The sequence below is a fragment of the Streptomyces sp. NPDC004629 genome (assembly GCF_042873595.1).
In the GTDB taxonomy this organism is placed as follows: Bacteria; Actinomycetota; Actinomycetes; order Streptomycetales; family Streptomycetaceae; genus Streptomyces.
Map to the genome: position 1 here is coordinate 22,991 of NZ_JBIALO010000007.1, position 16,624 is coordinate 39,614.

Genomic DNA, 16,624 nt, shown 5'->3' on the forward strand with positions numbered 1-16,624 from the left:
GGCTCATGCGTGGATGCCGTCTTGGGGACGGATCATCAGCTTGCCGACGGTGCCCCGGGACTCCAGGTCCCGATGGGCGGCAGCGACGTCGTCCAAGGAATAGGTGGCACCGATGTGAACCCCGATCACACCGTCTGCCAGCCAGTCGAAAAGCTCCGTGGTGCGCTGGAGCATCTCTGTCCGGCTGCTGATGAAGTCGGCGAGCCCCGGCCGGGTGAGAAAGATCGAGCCGGAGAGACCGAGTTGACGCACGTCCAGCAGCGGGGGTTCGCCGCCGGAGGAGCCGTAGAGCACGACGCAGCCACGGGGACGCACACTGGCGAGGCTGGACGGAAATCCGTCGCCTGCCACGCCGTCGAACACGACATCGACTCCGCGGCCCTCCGTGAAGTCTCGGGCCATAGCCGCGATGTCGTCGTAACCGACCAGGACTCGTTCCGCGCCCGCGGAACGGGCGTATTCCGCCTTCGCCTGACTGGACACCACGGCCAGCACCCTGGCACCGCGCGCGCTCAGGACCTGTGTCATCAACAGGCCAACGCCGCCGGCCGCCGACAGCACGAGCACGCTTGCGCCTGTGTCGATCGGCCAGACCGAGGTCGTCAGGTAGTGCGCGGTGAGGCCTTGAGCCAGTACCGCCGCCGCGTGCTCCGTCGACACTTTCGCCGGTACGTGCACGGCGGCCGACGCCGGGACTGCGACCGACTCCGCGTAACTGCCCTCGACGTTGGCCCAGGCCACGCGATCACCGACGGTGAACCCGGTGACACTGCTGCCCACCTCGGTGACCGTGCCCGCTCCCTCACCGCCCATCGGCAGAGGAGGTTTCGGCAGCGCCGGGTAGGCGCCGCGCCGCACCATCACATCGCGGAAATTCACCCCCGCCGCCTCGACACGTACGACCATCTCGCCAGGGCCGGGTCGCGGATCGGACCGCTCGACCACCGTCAGCTTCTCGGGGCCACCGAACTCGTTCACGAAGACAGCTCGCATCAGTGCCCCACCAACCGGACGCCGGTCGACGGCGCTGCAAGGAGCTCGGCAGACAGCTCGGACAAGCGCTCGCGATACCGCGCCACATTGCGCAACTTGACCTCCTCATAACCTCGGACGATGTCGGGCAGGTTCGCCAGTTCCACTGTCCGGGCATGGGTCTCGGGATTGACCACGGCAGCGACAGCCTTCACGGTGTCCTGGTACTCCACGACCAACTCCCGCTCGAGCCGGCGTACCTCGGTGTGACCGAAGGGGTCCCAGAAGGTACCGCGGAGGAAGCGCGATGCCGCGAGCGCTCGGAACACCGGGCGGGACCACGGGCCCAAGGCGATCTTCTTCTTCATACCCAGGGCCCGCAGCACAGGCGGGTGCAGTCGGTACACCATCTGGGCGTCGGCGCCGAACACGGCACGGGTCCGGCTCTCGACCTCCCTGTCCAGGCACAGGCGCGCGACCTCGTACTCGTCCTTGTAGGCCATCAACTTGTACAGATGACGGGCCACAGCCGCCGCCAGCTCCTCGCTGCCCTGCACCCGGGTGGCTTCGGCACTGCGGATCCGTTCGACGAACAGCGCGTAGCTTCGTGCACAGGCCGCGTTCTGGAACGCGACGAGTTCTGGGACGCGGACGCCCACCACCTGGGCGAGGGAAGAGTCCGGGCTGGTCTTCACGAGTTCGGCGATGGCTCGGTACTGCTCCGGAACGGGGCGACGCATGGGTTTGCCACGCAGACCGCTCACCGTCGCGTCCAGGTCCGCCGGCGCAGCGACCGTCTGCCGACCGCGGCGGAATGCCTGCAGGTTCTCCTCCACTTTTACGCCACCATGTCGGATCGCATCCTCGACATGCTCGGGTCTGACCGGGAGCCGACCCGCCTGGCAAGCAGCGCCAAGCAACAGCATGTTGGCGTACTGACCCTCGCCGAACAGGGTCACTGCAAGGTTCCGGGCGTCCAGGAAGACCGCCCGCTCAGCGTCAGTGGCCTCCACGATGGGCGCGGACACTTGGCTGATCGCCGGATACGTGACATCAGGGTCGGTCACCATGCGCCCGGTCGGCACTTGCGAGGTCGAGATCACCGCGACCGTGCGGCCGGGCGCGGCCGCCTTGAGATGACGCGGCTCAGCCGCCACGAGGAGGTCGCAGCCGAGGTACAGGTCGCACACGCCCTCGCCGGCTCGGTTGGCCTCGGGCGTCGGCCGCTCGAAAACCTTGATGTCGGACACCACGGCTCCGCCCTTCTGGGCCAGGCCGGTCTGGTCCAGTGTGCGCACAAACCGTCCCGCCAGGGTCGCTGCGGTGGCGAGCACCTGGGACACCGTGACCACTCCCGTTCCTCCGATGCCGGTGATACGGGTGGTGTGCGATGTCGCGGGCATGACCGCCGGCTCAGGCAGCGCGGCGGAATCAAGAGGCGGTGCCTGCTTCTTCGGAGGGTTCTTGCGGGAAGGCGTGACCGTCATGAAGGCCGGGCAGTCGCCGGAGAGACAGGAGAAGTCGAAGTTGCAGGTGGACTGGTCAATCTGCGTCTTCCTGCCGAACTCGGTGTCGACGGGCTGCACAGACAGGCAGTTCGACTTGACTCCGCAGTCACCGCAGCCTTCGCACACCCGCTCATTGATCATCACGCGCTGTGCGGGCTGGACGGCCTTGCCCCGCTTCCGTTTGCGGCGCAGTTCGGTGGAGCACTCCTGATCGTGGATGAGGACGGTCACCCCCGAAGTCCCCGCCAGCGTCCGCTGCGCCTCCTCAAGGCGGTCGCGATGCCAGCAGTCGACCCCGCGTGGCAGGCTCCCGCGTCGGTGGCGTTCCGGCGCCTCGGTAGTGACGATGATGCGCGTGACACCTTCGGCCAGCAGCGAGCGCGCCATTTCCGCGACGGTGAGTGCTCCAACCGGGTCCTGCCCCCCGGTCATCGCCACGGCCGAGTTGTACAGCACCTTGTAGGTGATGTTCGATCCGGCGGCGACGGCCGCGCGAATCGCCAGGCTGCCGGAGTGATGGAAGGTGCCATCGCCGAGGTTCTGCAGAAGGTGCTTCTGCTTGACGAACGGACTCATGCCGATCCACTGGGCCCCCTCACCACCCATCTGGGTGAGGCCGGTCACGTCTCCTACCAGGTCCGAGTCCATGATTGCGACAAGACCGTGGCACCCGATGCCCGCGCCCACCAGGGAACCGTCCGGCACCTTCGTCGAGGAGTTGTGCGGGCAGCCGGAGCAGAAGTAAGGACTGCGGGAGATCAGGGGCAGTTGCAGGCGCATGGCGGCGGGGCTCTTGCTCCGCCGAGCCGCCGGAAGCCCACGCTCCGTGAGGTGGTCGACCAAGGCGTCGGCGATGGTGTCAGCAGTAAGCTCGCCATTCTGGGGAAACAGTGGTGCTGCCCCGGTGACTCGTTTGCCGAGGACCACCGGCGCGCCCCTACGGCCATAGAGCAGGTCGCGAATGGCCGTCTCGACGAACGGGCGCTTGTCCTCGACCACGATGATCTCGGTGAGTCCCTCCGCGAACTCGGTCACGATCCCTGGCTCCACCGGGTCGATCATGGCGAGCTGAAGCAACCGCACGCCGTGGCGAGCCAGTTCGGCCTCAGTCAGCCCGAGCTTGTGCAGCGCCTCCCGGACGTGGAGGAAGGTGGGCCCGGCCGCGACGATTCCGATCGCATCGTTGGCGCCATGTCCCGTGATGACGTCCAACTCGTTGCGCGCGGCATAGGCGAGCGCCGCCTGGCGGCGCTCGCCGTCTCGGCTGGCCTCCAGGATCCCCAGGGTCGGCTGCAGCATCTTCGCCGTGACCTCGTGCGCGACAGCCCGCCGGGGCCCGACCAGGCGTAGCCTGCCTGGACTGACATCGACGGTCGCCGAGCCATCGGCGACATCGGTGGAGATCTTCAGCGCGATCCACAGACCGCTGGCCCGGGACATCGCCGCGGCGTGCATCCCGAGGTCCAGGACCTGCTGAGGATCGGCCGGATACAGGGTAGGGATACCGAGATCGGCGAGCAGACGTTCCGAGGCGCCCGGCACAGTCGAGGACTTCGCCGCGGCGTCGTCACCCACGAACACCAATGCACCGCCGTTCTCGGGAACGCCCATCATGTTGCTGTGACGCAGCGCGTCGGACGCCCTGTCCAGTCCCGGCGATTTGCCGTACCACATACCGATGACGCCATCGACTGTTCGGTCGTGCGAAGCCGCGGCAAGTTGACTGCCCTGTACGGCCGTGGCGGCCAGCTCCTCGTTGACGCCGGGCTGGAAGACTATGTTGTACTCGCCCAGGAGGGCGTTCTGACGGCCGAGTTCGAGGTCGTACCCGCCCAGCGGTGATCCCTCGTAGCCCGATATGAAGCCGGCTGTACGCCGCCCCTCGCTCCGCTCCAGACGCATGATGTCCAGTGGTAGACGGGCCAGTGCCTGCACTCCGGTCAGCCGGACCCGCTCCGGCTCCACCAGGGGTTTTCCGTCGGCTCCTCGGGAAACGGCCTGAGACATGGAAAGCTCCTTCAGCGGCAGGGCGGCACACGGACTTCACAGCCCTGCAGCCCGGCCACCGCGATTTCGTCGTGAACGGGCCCGTGCAGGGTGGACTTCGTACCCACGGTGTCCAGTTCCCAGCCGTCGTCCCATTGAGTGCCGGGGCCCGTCCGTTCTGGCATCCGGGCAACGCCGGCGGCCGCGACAACTGGTTGGGCTGACGTGTGCTGAAGCGAGTTCGACATGTTTCTCCTTTGATCGGCCCCGCGCAGCAGTGGCCGCAGAGCCGATACAGCAGACGTCCACTGTCTCGTCGGCACCGAGTGCGCAGGGATGCGAATCCCATCGCTCTCGCAGGTCCTTGGTCCGCCGCCCCGGCAGACGCGGCGTGGGTTGAGGCGGATATCCCGGCGACCGCATCGGGCCAACGACTCCGGATGCAGCGTAGAGTCGACCCATCACACGGTCAAGCGGTCCACTATGCAGACCGCCCATTCGGCTCGGCTGCGATCAGGGATACTGCTCGTGGTGCCCTCACGAGAACCACAACCGGAGGAGAGAGCGTGAGCAAGCCGTCGGACACGCGGCAGGGAATGCAGTCGGTGCTGCGGGCCCTCGACGTCCTGGAGGCCGTGGCCCTGTCGCAGCCCGTCGGCATCAGTGCCCTTGCCAGGTCGCTGGGAATTCCGAAGGCGACGGTCCACAGGATCCTGCGCACTCTCGGCGAGGCCGGCTGGCTGGCTCCGCAGGGGGTGCCAGGAGAACAGCGCTGGGTCCTCACTGCCCGGGCGCTCGCGGTCGGAGCAAGGGTCATGACTCAGGATGATCTACGGGAGCGGGCCCGCCCTGTCCTCGAAGAACTCGGCCGACGGACCGATGAGAACATCCACTTGTCCGTCCCGGACGGTGAGTTGCTGGTTCTGATCGACAAGGTGCCGTCCACCCGGCCCGTTCAGACGGTTGCGCAGGTCGGCGAGCGGGTTCCCATGGTCCTTACGGCGTCTGGGTGGGCCTACCTCTCCCGCCTCCCGGCTGCCGAGCTCGCCGGTCGAGTCCCGCCCGTCGTCGATCTTGCCAACGGCGCCCGCCTTACCCGCAACCAGGTTCTCACCGAGTTGCAGGCCGTCGCGGAACAGGGGTTCGCTGTCAATCCAGGGCGGTGGCGACCGGATGTATCCGCGATCGGCTCGGCCATCAACGATCGGGAGGGGCGGCCCGTGGCCGCCCTGTCGATCTCATTGCCCAGCTACCGGCTCACGGACGATCTGCACAAACCCTACGGGCAGTTGGTGATGGAGGCGACGGAGCGGATCTCGGCGGAACTCGCCCGCCGCTGACAAACGCCTGACGACTGTCAGGTGCGGGCCGGACATACCTGGGCATCCGGGTGTCGCTGCGAGAGCGCGCCGGGCGTCGCTGCGGCGCGCGAACCGCGTCCCTCTTCACGTACGGCGCTGTCCTGGCGCATCTCCTGGCGAGTCTGGAGCGCTCGTAGGCGAGCGTTGACAACCTATTGACGGCAGCTCAAATGCAGCCCTACGTTCATCGCGTTCTTCTGCGGAACCTGCCGCTCTTCTCGTGTGTCCCTCCTCGCCCTTCTTGCGGTGATCACGCATGTCACAGGCGCGGAGGCAGACTCAGCACCTTGCCCTGTCGGGGCCACTTCCCTCACTCCACGGCTACAGGGGAGCACCTGTGTCCATTGAGACAACGCCGTCCAAGGGTCAAGATCCAGCGAACGAACTGTCCAGAGGCACCTTGATCGCCGCATGTCTGGCTGCATGCCTGGCCCAGGCTGCCCTCACCGTTCCCGCCTCCGTCTCCGGTCTCCTCCAGACCGCTCTCAAGCCTGTGGGCAACCAGCTTGTCTGGACCTCGAACGCCTTCCTGCTGCCAATGGTCGCGCTGTCCCCGGCCTTCGGTGTGTGGGGCAACCGCCTGGGTCTGAAGCGCCTGCTGGTCGGCGGTGCAGTACTGATCACGGCCGGCGAGTCGGTGACTGCTGCTGGTGATGATGTGCATCAGGTCTGGGCCGGTCAGGCCATCGCCGGGGTCGGTGCCGCCGCGCTGCTTCCTGCCTCACTGACCGTGGTCACCCGCGGTACTGGCACCACCCGGGCTCGGGCCGGTGCCTTCGCCACTTATGCCGCCGCTTTGGGCGGCGGCATCCTCCTGGCCCAGGCGCTGCGTGGCGCCGGCGGAGACGACGGCTCGTGGCGTTGGCCGTTTGCCCTGACAGCCGGCCTCGGCGTTCTGAGCGCCTTGCTCGGTCAACTGCTCACCCGGAACTCCGGCTCGGTGTACGGCCGCTCACTCGATGTCGTGGGCCAGTTGTGCATCGGCGTCGGCCTGCTCGCGCTGCTCTACTCCGTCGTCGAGGGCGGGGCTGGGAGGTGGAGCGAAACCGACGTCATCCTCGGCTTCCTTGTTGCCGCGGTCTTCCTCGGCTTGTTCATCATGGTGGAGTTGCACACGCCAGTTCCGCTGCTGAGACTCGGCCTTTTCGCCGATCGGGCCTACGCGGTCAGCTCCTTCGCCGCCGTCGTCGGTATGTTCGCCTACTCCGGTGTGGTGTACGCGGCCGGCATCCGGGTGGGGATCGTCCAGGACCAGTCCCTTTCCCACCTCATCGGCGCGTTCTGCCTTCTCAGTGCCTTCGCCGTGGTCCTGCTGCCGCTGACCTCGCGGCTTCTGGAGCATGTCAGCTCCCGCTGGACGCTCGCCGCAGGGCTGTTCCTGATCGCGGGCGGCGCCTTCGTCGCGGCAGGCTTGTCGATCAGTGACAAGTCCCTCGGCTCGATCGTCCTTGCCCTGACCCCGGTCGGCATCGGCTTCGCCCTCACCCTGGCATCCACCACGTTTGCGGTGAGCATCGCCCCCGTTCGAGAGGCGGGCATGAGCAGCGCTGCCGTATCCATGCTGCGCAACCTCGGCTACACCGTCGGCCCCGCCATCGTCGGGGGCATCGCCCTGCGTCATGCCGCTTCCCGGCTCGACAGCGATCTGGCGTCCGCCCCGCTGCCTCCCCTTGCGAAGGGCGCTGTTGGCGCCATCGCCGATGCGGGCGGCCCGCTCGCAGTCAATGCCATTCCGCAGTCCTCGCCCGCGGGCGCGGCCCACTCGATCGCGTTCGAGGCGCTTGGCCGCGGCTACTCTCTCGGGTTCACGGTGTGCGGCATCGCGGCCCTCGTTGCTTGCCTCATCGCGGTAGTGGTCCGACCCGGGCCCGGCCCTGGTCCCGAGGACAACGGATCGCCCCGGAAGGCGAGGCAGACATCGGCCTGACTCGCTGCCGCCGGCCCCGGGCGGCGGTCGGCCTTGCTTGGCAGCGTGCCACCGCTCGTCCACCTTGGTGACAGGCACCGTCAGCGCCTTCGTCGGCAGATCTGCAGGCAACGCTCCATGTCGCAGAAGGCGCAGGCATCTGGACAGAGCCTCCCTTGTGGTCCACAATCCAATCCATGGTTCCGTGTTGTGGACCGATGACGCTCCCTCTGCGGCGGAGGAACTACAAGCCCGGACACCGAGCGCGCGGGCCGTCAAGGCGTTCAACCTCGACCGGGCGTGTACCCGGAGGACGGACAAGACCCTCTTGAACGGCCGCCTTCTGCCGGTTCCCGTCGAGGGTGACGGCGGCGGGGCCAAGGCCGTCATTTCCGAATCGGCCGCTTCGATCGGCTGCGCCGCGAGAGACCCCGGTGCCGGCCCGGGAAAGCGTTTCGCGCCCGAAGCTCCACCGACCGGTTGTGCGGGCACTGAAAGCGAATGCCCGGGCAGAAGAGCCGATTTCACACGCCGCCGTGAAGTCGGTGCCGCCACCGCCGTAGATCCATGACCTTTTGCTGATGGAGCCGGGCATCCGAATCCCCTGATGTCCGTTCAAGCAAACCGCCCGAAGGAGTTTGAATGACCACATGGCAACGTCAGTACGACGGCAAGAATGTCCAGCTCGCTCCGTTCGACGGGCTGCGCCCGTTCCACGGAATCTTGCTGAACGCGCCGCAGGACGTCGTCGCAGCGGTGCAGTCGACTGCGCAAGCGCCCTTCGTCGGACTGACCACGGACGGGAATCCGAGTCCGGACCTGTACTCCGCGGATGGCGCCATTCCTTCGGTCAAGCCGATCGTCGACACCGCTCAGACCTTCCTCGACCTAGTCGACCAGCAGGACTACCGGCAGTACGTGCAGCAGCCGTTCGACAGCTGGCACCGCCGTAGCTGGTTCAACGCGGCACCGCTGTATGTTCCGGCAGGAGTCCTGCTGGACGACCTGCGGCCCGAGCAGCGCGAAGCGGCCCTCGCTGTGGTCAAGCAGTGCCTGAGCCCTTCCGGCTACGAGCTCCTGCGCAAGTCGATGCTGGTCAACCAAGCGATGGGGCAGCTCTTCAACATCTACACCGACACTTTCCGCGAATGGGCCCTGTGGTTCACGATCTTCGGCACCCCGTCGACGGACCAGCCGTGGGGCTTGCAGCTGATGGGCACACACATCGACGTGAACTGCACCATCGTCAACGGTACGGTTCTGCTTGAGCCCTTGTTCCTCGGTGCCGAACTCTGCGAGATCAAGTCGGGGCCGCACGAGGGGCTGTCGGTCTACGGAGCTGAACAGGACGCGGGGCTCGCGCTCGGCCGTACACTGAACGGCGGCCAGCGCAACCAGGCCATCCTCCACCCCTCGATGCTCTCAGCCGATCTTCCCCCGGAACTCGGCGGGCCGATCGATGGCCGGCACATCGGCGGTGCGGGCCGTGACAATGAAGTAGTGCCCTACGCGGGGGTCCCAGCGAGCGAGTTCACCGCAGAGCAGCGCGCTCTCCTGCTCGATCTGATCGATGTCTACCTCAGCAGGCTCCCTGAGGAGCGCAGGCGTCGCAGGGAGCTTGAGGTACGGGCTCACCTCGACGAGACACATGTTGCCTGGATCGGGGACCCGGAGAAGGTTCCGTTCTACTACCGGGTGCACAGTCCGACCCTCTGGATCGAGTTCGACCACCATCCGGCGCTGATGCTGGAGGGCCCCTTGGAGCCGACGCACGACCACGTTCACACCATCATGCGGGCACCCAACGGCGGTGACTACGGCATGGCCCTCATGCCGGGATCCGCTGGCTGAAGGCGAAGCCGGGACACGGGAACCAACCGTTTCCTCGGCACGCCCTTAGCAACGGATCAGGGCCTCCTGGCGGCTCGGGGTGCGACCCCATTCCGAGCGATTCCCGGAGGCCCTGTTGCCGTTGTTGTACGCACCCGAGCCCGTTCACTTCAACTCGCCCGCCATGTCGCGCGATTGCGGTATGAGCGTCCTGCGTCTCGGCGGTGTCGCGTGTTCCGGTCAGCGGTGACCAGTCGTCCTGTTCCTTGCTGCGTCGCGTGTCACCGACGGGCTGACCCCGTACCGGAGGCGATAGTCGCGTGCGAAGCGGCCGAGGTGAGTGAATCCGCTGTCCAAGGCGGCGTCCGTGACGCTGGACGGCGGCTCTCCGGTGAGAAGCGCATGAGCCACGTCCAGGCGTGCATCCCGCAGGAAGGCTGAGGGTGATTGGCCATGGCGGAGGCGGAAGCCATTCTGGAGCGTCCGAAGGCTGATGCCTTGGCTCTTCGCCAGCGCGGTGAAGTCGACGGCGGTCTCAGGAGCCGAGCGGATGCGGTGCGCGATGGCGGTGACGGCACGCTCGGCGCGGCTGGTGACCGGCCGCGTCATACGATGGGTGGCGGAGTGGGAGTGTGTGAGGAGCAGCGACGAGATCAGCATGCGCTCAAGCTCTTCACCGATGCGTGGCGGTGGCGATGTGCCGACACTGAGGTCATCGACGGCGGTCACGGCCAGCCGGAGTGTGCTCAACCACGGAGCCGGCGCCGGAGCGGAAAGACCGAAGACGATGCCGTCGTCGCTCTCACCGGTAAGACGGCCCAAGCCTCTTTCGATCGCGAGGTTCGGTATCCGGACGGCAAGCTGGCGCGTTCCTGGCGCGAAACGCAGCCAGAGCCGCTCGGTCGGTGACACGACGCACACCGATCCCGGTTTCGTCAGTCGCACAGTGCCGAGGTCGGTGGAGACATCGACGCGGCCTCGCAGGACGACATGGAGCGCGACATGATCGGTCGGCTCCGAGGCGATGATCTCCACTGCGCTTCGGGTGCTGTGATAGATCAAGGTCGACTGGCCGATCTGCGCGGCATGCATGGTCCAGCCGAACTTGCGAACGGCGTCCGGCTTCAGCACGTGCGGCGAAAGCGGCGAAATAAGCCGGTTGCTGGCTTGCTCGGCTCGTCCCACATCGTCGGTGCGCACGAGCAGATGTCGCTCCAGCGGTGGTGACTCAGGGCGGCTGTCCGGGTCCGTGACTGACATGAGCTGCTGTACCTCGGAGCTTTCCGACGGGACGTTTTCTCGGAATGAACGACACGGAGCATGGCGCAGTTTAACGACCAGAAGAAGTTGATGCACCCCTCACGACAAGGGCTGAATCGCTGCTTCCTTTTGCCGGATTGCCGGCGCGGACAGTGACTTAAGTGCCATGTCGACCCATGCCGGCGGTCACGCAATTCGGCTCTGGCGGGGATCTTGTGACGACGAGTGTGTCGAATCGCCGCGGCCTACGACGGAAGCGGCGAGGCCCCGGCCCGCTCAGGCGGCTAACTCGCCATCGCGTGGGCCGCGGATCTCGTGGAAGAAGTTCGGCACGTGGCACGCGGCGGCGTCGAGGTGCCCTCCGGCGGAAGTAGGTCTCCTTGATCGGACGGTCGCGTAGGCCTGGCCCCGGCGGCAGAGTGCAGCCGTTCTCAACGGGGTGCGTCGAGTGGATAGCCGGACGCCAACCGGATAGCGGCCAGCGTGTGGAACTCGCAGGGTGTCAGTGGTCACGGCAGGAGGCAAAGATGCCATCGACAAGTGTGCCGCCGCAGCCAGCACGGCGTGCCGCCGGCGTTGTTCCGGACGATCGCGCGAGCCGCACCGCCAGGCCTGCCGGGGACGCACACTGCCGAGTCGGGCACCCGATTTGTGCCGGCCATGGGCGAAGCGGGAACGGGGACACCTCAGGCTCCGGCTCCGCTTCGGCCGCCGACGGGCCAGGTCACTGTGGTGGTGGCCCGGCAGCGTCTCCTGACCCGGTCGGCCGCAAGCCTGCCCGGTATCGGGCCTACGCCCTACCACGTCCGCGTAGCCGCCCGGTCTGCCGCCCGAGGCGCCTGTCACCTGCGCGATACCTCATCATCCATGCACTCCGGCTGCGCAATGCCGGCAAGCGAGAGGAACATCCGACGTGCCACTGCGGTCAAAGCCCCCGGTGTCCGATATCGACCTCTTCACCGACGAGGCCCTTCGCAATCCGTACCCGCTCTACGACGAGCTGCGGCACATTGGCCCTGTCGTCCACATGCCGCAGCACGGTGTGTACGCGATCCCCCAGTACGAGCCCGTGCGGGAGGCGAGCCTGAACTGGGAAGTGTTCACTTCGACCCGCGGAGTCACGTTGAACGACGGGTTCAACAAGGCCACAGAGGGCGTCCTGATCTGCAGTGACCCGCCGGACCACCGTACGATGCGCAAGGTCTTTGAGCGTCCCTTGCTGCCTGCCGCCTTGAAGAGCATAGAGCCGGCTCTCAAGGATGAAGCCGCGAAGGTCGTGCAGCGGCTGGTCGAGCAGGGCCGCTTCGACGCCGCCACGGAACTCGCTCAGCACCTGCCCCTGACGATCGTTTCCAAGCTCGTCGGGCTCGGGGACCGCGGCCGCGAGCAGATGCTCGACTGGGCCGCCGCCAGCTTCGATGCGAGCGGCCCGATCAACAAGCGCACGACCGCGGCGTTGCCCAAGGCCCAGGAGCTGATCGGGTTCGGGCTGAACGAGGCACGGCCGGGCACGATCGACCGTGACGGTTGGGCCGCCGCGTTGTTCACGGCGGCTGAGCGGGGCGAACTGCCCGCCGAGAAGTGCCCGTTCATGGTGCTGGACTACACCGCGCCCTCGTTGGACACCACGATCCTGGCCACCGGCAGCATCATCTGGCTCTTCGCACAGCACCCCGACCAGTGGGACCTGGTGCGGGAGAAGCCTTCACTGATCCGTCACGCGATCAACGAGGGGCTGCGGCTGGAGTCTCCGATCCAGCGGTTCACCCGGCTCACCACACGTGAGCACGAGCTGGGCGGTGTCGTGATCCCCGCAGGAGCCCGGGTGATGCTGCTGTACGGGTCGGCCAACCGCGACGAGCGGAAGTACCCGGCAGCAAACACCTTCGATGTGAACCGGAAACCGAGTGACCATGTTGCCTTCGGCACTGGGGAACACGCGTGCGTCGGCATGAACCTCGCCAGGCTTGAAATCCGTTTGCTGCTGGAGGAACTGGTACCACGAGTGGAGCGCTTTGAGCTGGTGTCAGCCGAGCGGAGGGTCAACAACATGCTGTGCGGCTTCGACAAGGTCGAGGTACGCGCGGTCCCCGCCGCAGGCGCATGAGCCCGCAGCTGACGGCTACTCCCCCTCTTGCTGGAGTGTCAACGATGGCACGAGCCACCCCTACTCTGGACCTGCGCGTCGCGGACCGCCACAAGGCGGCCGACGGGGTCGTGGCCCTTGAGTTGGTTCGGCTGGATGGCGGCGAACTGCCCGCCTGGGAGCCGGGTGCACACATCGACCTGCACCTGAAGCCCGGATTGACGAGGCAGTACTCGCTGTGTGGCGATCCGAACGACCGTGCCCGGTGGCGCATCGCGGTGCTGCGCGAGCCGGAGGGGAGAGGCGGATCGGCGTTCGTCCATGACGAGCTCGTACGGGACAGCGTGGTGACGGCAGGCGAGCCGCTCAACAAGTTCGCGCTCGAACCCGCTTCCCGCTACATCTTCATCGCAGGTGGTATAGGAGTCACCCCAATCTTGGCGATGGCGAGGTCGGAACGGGCCGCGAGCACGGACTGGGAGTTGCACTACGGCGGCCGGAACACACGGTCGATGGCCTTCACGGACGAAGTCGTCGAGTTCGGTGGGCACCGGGTGACGCTCTATCCGCAGGACCAGGTGGGTCTCCTCGACCTGGAGAAGATCCTGGCGATGCCCCGTCCCGGCACGCTCGTCTACTGCTGCGGGCCGCAGCCGCTGCTTGACGCGGTCGAGCAGCAGTGCAGGACCTGGCCGCACGGGCACCTGAGGGTGGAGCGGTTCCAGCCGAAGGACATCGCCGACCTCACCCAGGATGGCAACTTCGAGGTCGAGTTGCGTGACTCCAGGATCACAGTCCAGGTGCAGGCCGGCGAGAGTGTGCTCGACGCGGTGCGGGCAGCGGGTGTTCCGGTTGTCTCTTCCTGCGAGGAGGGCACCTGCGGAACATGCGAGGTCGCGGTTCTGGAGGGCGAAGTAGAACACCGCGACAGCATCCTCTCCGAGGACGAACAGGCTGCCAACGACACGATGTTCATCTGTGTCTCCCGAGCCCGCTGCCCGCGCCTGGTTCTCGATCTGTGAGCGACTTCTGCACCCGGTCGTGGCAACGGCCGTGCTGACCCGCACTTCCCATCATTCGCCGAGGACGGTGTCATGACTCACTCAGACCGCGCCGATCACAAGCCCCCCGTGCTGGTCATCGGCGGCGGGCCCGTAGGTTTGACGGTGGCCTTGCTGCTTGCCAGACACGACGTGCCCACGGTGGTGCTGGAGCAGCGTCGCGAGCGTTCCGACGCGCCGAGGGCGCACGTGATCAATCCTCGTTCACTGGAAATCTATCGGTCACTGGACTTCGACGTGCCCGCCATGATCGAGGGCTCGGCGGCTCCGCAGGACGACACCGTCTCCCATTTCGACTGGCGGATTACGGGGGCACGTTTCGGCAGCGTCCCCTTCGAGCGGCACGACGACACTCACACACCCCACCCGCGGATCAACCTCAAACAGCCGGACCTGGAGCGGATCCTGCTGCGTGAGGTGGCGCGGTCACCACTCGTGGACCTCCGTGTCGGTCACCGCGTCACCGGGCTCGTGGACGAGGAGAAGATCGCCGTCGCGACTGTTCTGGACGACGACAAAGAGTACGAGATCAGCGGTGAGTACGTCCTGGCGTGCGACGGAGCCAACAGCGAGGTGCGTGAGCGACTGGGCATCGAGATGCACGGTCAGCCGGACGTCCAGTCCTGCTTGACCATTCACTTCGAGGGCAGTCTGCGCAACTTGGTCGGTGACCGGCCCGGCATGTTCTACTGGGCGGTAGGCGCGAAGCTCCCCGGCCTCTTCCTCGCCTATGACATCGACAAAACCTGGGTCTATATCAGCCTCATGGCTCCCAAGGTGGTGCCGTCCGCGGAGGAGGCCCGCGACATCGTCCACGACGCGCTCGGCACCGACCGGGTGGACATCGCCGTCCGGCACGTCAGCCCTTGGCTCATGACGGCCCAGGTGGCCGATCGCTACCGTGACGGCCGTGTCTTCCTCCTGGGCGACGCGGCGCACCGATTCCCGCCGAGCGGCGGGCTGGGGCTCAACACAGGCATCCAGGACGCCCACAACCTCGCCTGGAAGATCAAGGCCGTCATGAGCGGGTGGGCCGGCGATCAGCTCCTCGACACCTATGAGGCAGAGCGCCGCCGGGTAGCCGAGATCAACACCGAGCAAAGCCTGGCCAACGCGGCATCCGCGGTTCAGGTGTTCCAACTGCGCGAGAACTCCCCGCAGGAGGAGTGGGACCGGGCCATCGCAGGGATGTACGACAGTCTCAACAGCCTAGCCCTGCAGATCGGTTTCACCTACGCGGAGGAGCCCGCCCCGCACAAGAGCGTGCAGGAGTACGTGCCGCGAGCGGTGCCCGGCGACCGCTTGCCGCACGCCTGGCTCGATGGGCCGGGGGAGCATCGCTCGACCCTGGACCTGCTCGACCCGCGCTCCTTCACCCTGCTGCTCGGCCAGGGCGGTGCGGCGCCCGAGGCGGACCTGGGCGACGCCCCGCTCACGGTGGTCGCCCTCGACGCCGAACTCGGGTTGCCGTCCTGGTGGATGGGGCTCACTGGCCTGGACGGAGCCGGCGCGGTACTGGTGCGTCCTGACGGTCACATCGTCGCCAGGACGACTGACGCCGGGGCGGCAGGGCAGGACTCGTTGCGCCGCAGCCTTCGAGCACTGCTGGGCAGCTGACAGGCAGTACTCGCAAGAGGTGGCCGGTGACCCGGTACAGGCACTTCGGGACGGATGGTCGGAGGCCCTCGGGCCTGGCCGGCTTCGCCGGCTGCGCGAGGGTCTCGCCGGGTACGTGGGGAACGTGAGCCGGGTCGACGGACTCGGGCCACTGTGGTGACCGGGACCGCAGCGTTCCGCACGGCTCGCCGCGAACACGGACAGCACCGACCGCGGCGCCGGATGTGTGTGCCAGGCCGAGGGATCCCTCGTCGCTGATCAGGGCAGGACCGTTGGCCGCCGGTCAGGACCGTCGGTTAAGGTCATTCCTGTGGCAGAGGAGGAAGCGCCGTCCGGTAGGTCAAGGTCGCCGCGCCGTCACCAACAGCGTCGTCGGCAGGCCACCGAACCCGGTCGCCGACGAGACCCCGTGGGCACGCGCAGGGCGATTCTCGAAGCGGCGAGTCAGGAGTTCGCCACCCACGGTTTCGAGGAGGCGCGTGTCAGGCGCATCGCCTCGGCGGCCGGTGTGGGGCATCAGCTGATCACCTATTACTTCGGAGGAAAGCAGGGGCTCTACGAAGCCCTCACCGAACATTGGATGGCCGCGGCGATGCCGCTCGTGCACGAGGACACCCCGTTTGCGGAGGTCGTCCGCCAGTACGTCCACCTGGCCTGGGAAGATCCTTCCTGGTCTCGCATGCTGATGCACGAAGATCTCGGCAGTCGGCCGCCCGCGGAGGACGAGCGGGCCGCCGAGCTGCTCAAGGCCGTCGCGAAGCTGCGAGAGCGCCAGGCGAATGGAGAGGTCCGTGGCGACATCGACGTCGGATTCCTCGGCCTGGTGTTCTTCGCGGCCACCATCGCCCCGAAGGCCCTGCCCTGGATCGCCCGCGAGCTGACCCAGCAGGACCCCACGTCGCAGGAATTCATCAACGACTACGCCGAGAACATGGCCCGGATCATGTCGGCACTGGGCGAGCCCTCCACGACGACCGACGCCGAAGGACGAGACACGGCCCCCTGAGACCGTCGTCTCAGCGGGCCGAGGGCGAGTG

The 16,624-nt window shown here is 67.0% G+C and carries 10 protein-coding genes; 7 read left to right on the forward strand and 3 right to left on the reverse strand.

Annotation, left to right across the window (positions count from 1 at the left end):
* Positions 1-3 precede the first annotated feature (3 nt).
* Together ACFYTE_RS12240 and ACFYTE_RS12245 are read right to left on the reverse strand one after the other, a co-directional pair.
* Positions 4-993, reverse strand: coding sequence for a quinone oxidoreductase family protein (locus tag ACFYTE_RS12240; RefSeq protein WP_388708452.1), 990 nt, complete (start codon positions 991-993; stop codon positions 4-6).
* Positions 993-4,487: an indolepyruvate ferredoxin oxidoreductase family protein gene (locus ACFYTE_RS12245; protein ID WP_388708454.1), complete on the reverse strand. Its 3,495-nt coding sequence runs from the start codon at positions 4,485-4,487 to the stop codon at positions 993-995. Before ACFYTE_RS12245 ends, ACFYTE_RS12240 begins: the two co-directional genes overlap by 1 nt.
* Before the next feature lie 545 nt (positions 4,488-5,032).
* On the opposite strand from ACFYTE_RS12245, the gene ACFYTE_RS12250 reads away from it, so the two are divergent.
* The 3 genes from ACFYTE_RS12250 to ACFYTE_RS12260 all read left to right on the forward strand — a co-directional run bounded on the left by ACFYTE_RS12250 (position 5,033) and on the right by ACFYTE_RS12260 (position 9,584).
* A complete protein-coding gene (locus tag ACFYTE_RS12250) occupies positions 5,033-5,806 on the forward strand; it encodes an IclR family transcriptional regulator (RefSeq protein WP_388708457.1) in 774 nt (257 codons plus the stop codon).
* 358 nt (positions 5,807-6,164) lie between these two features.
* On the forward strand, positions 6,165-7,754 hold the full coding sequence (locus ACFYTE_RS12255; RefSeq protein ID WP_388708460.1) for an MFS transporter: 1,590 nt from the start codon (positions 6,165-6,167) through the stop codon (positions 7,752-7,754).
* A 621-nt stretch (positions 7,755-8,375) separates the two neighbouring features.
* Positions 8,376-9,584, forward strand: coding sequence for a DUF3500 domain-containing protein (locus ACFYTE_RS12260; RefSeq protein ID WP_388708461.1), 1,209 nt, complete (start codon positions 8,376-8,378; stop codon positions 9,582-9,584).
* Between the two features lie 219 nt (positions 9,585-9,803).
* Here ACFYTE_RS12260 and ACFYTE_RS12265 read toward each other — a convergent pair whose 3' ends face one another.
* Positions 9,804-10,823: an AraC family transcriptional regulator gene (locus tag ACFYTE_RS12265; RefSeq protein ID WP_388708463.1), complete on the reverse strand. Its 1,020-nt coding sequence runs from the start codon at positions 10,821-10,823 to the stop codon at positions 9,804-9,806.
* 937 nt (positions 10,824-11,760) lie between these two features.
* On the opposite strand from ACFYTE_RS12265, the gene ACFYTE_RS12270 reads away from it, so the two are divergent.
* The 4 genes from ACFYTE_RS12270 (at position 11,761) to ACFYTE_RS12285 (ending at position 16,593) form a co-directional block, all read left to right on the forward strand.
* Positions 11,761-12,930 (forward strand): cytochrome P450, encoded by a 1,170-nt coding sequence (locus ACFYTE_RS12270; RefSeq protein WP_388708465.1) that lies wholly within the window; start codon positions 11,761-11,763, stop codon positions 12,928-12,930.
* Between the two features lie 44 nt (positions 12,931-12,974).
* Entirely contained in the window at positions 12,975-13,931 is a 957-nt protein-coding gene (locus tag ACFYTE_RS12275; RefSeq protein WP_388708467.1) for a PDR/VanB family oxidoreductase, read from the forward strand.
* 72 nt (positions 13,932-14,003) lie between these two features.
* A complete protein-coding gene (locus ACFYTE_RS12280) occupies positions 14,004-15,587 on the forward strand; it encodes an FAD-dependent monooxygenase (RefSeq protein ID WP_388708468.1) in 1,584 nt (527 codons plus the stop codon).
* A gap of 409 nt (positions 15,588-15,996) precedes the next feature.
* Positions 15,997-16,593, forward strand: a complete 597-nt coding sequence (locus ACFYTE_RS12285) for a TetR/AcrR family transcriptional regulator (protein WP_388708470.1) — start codon at positions 15,997-15,999, stop codon at positions 16,591-16,593.
* Positions 16,594-16,624 lie beyond the last annotated feature (31 nt).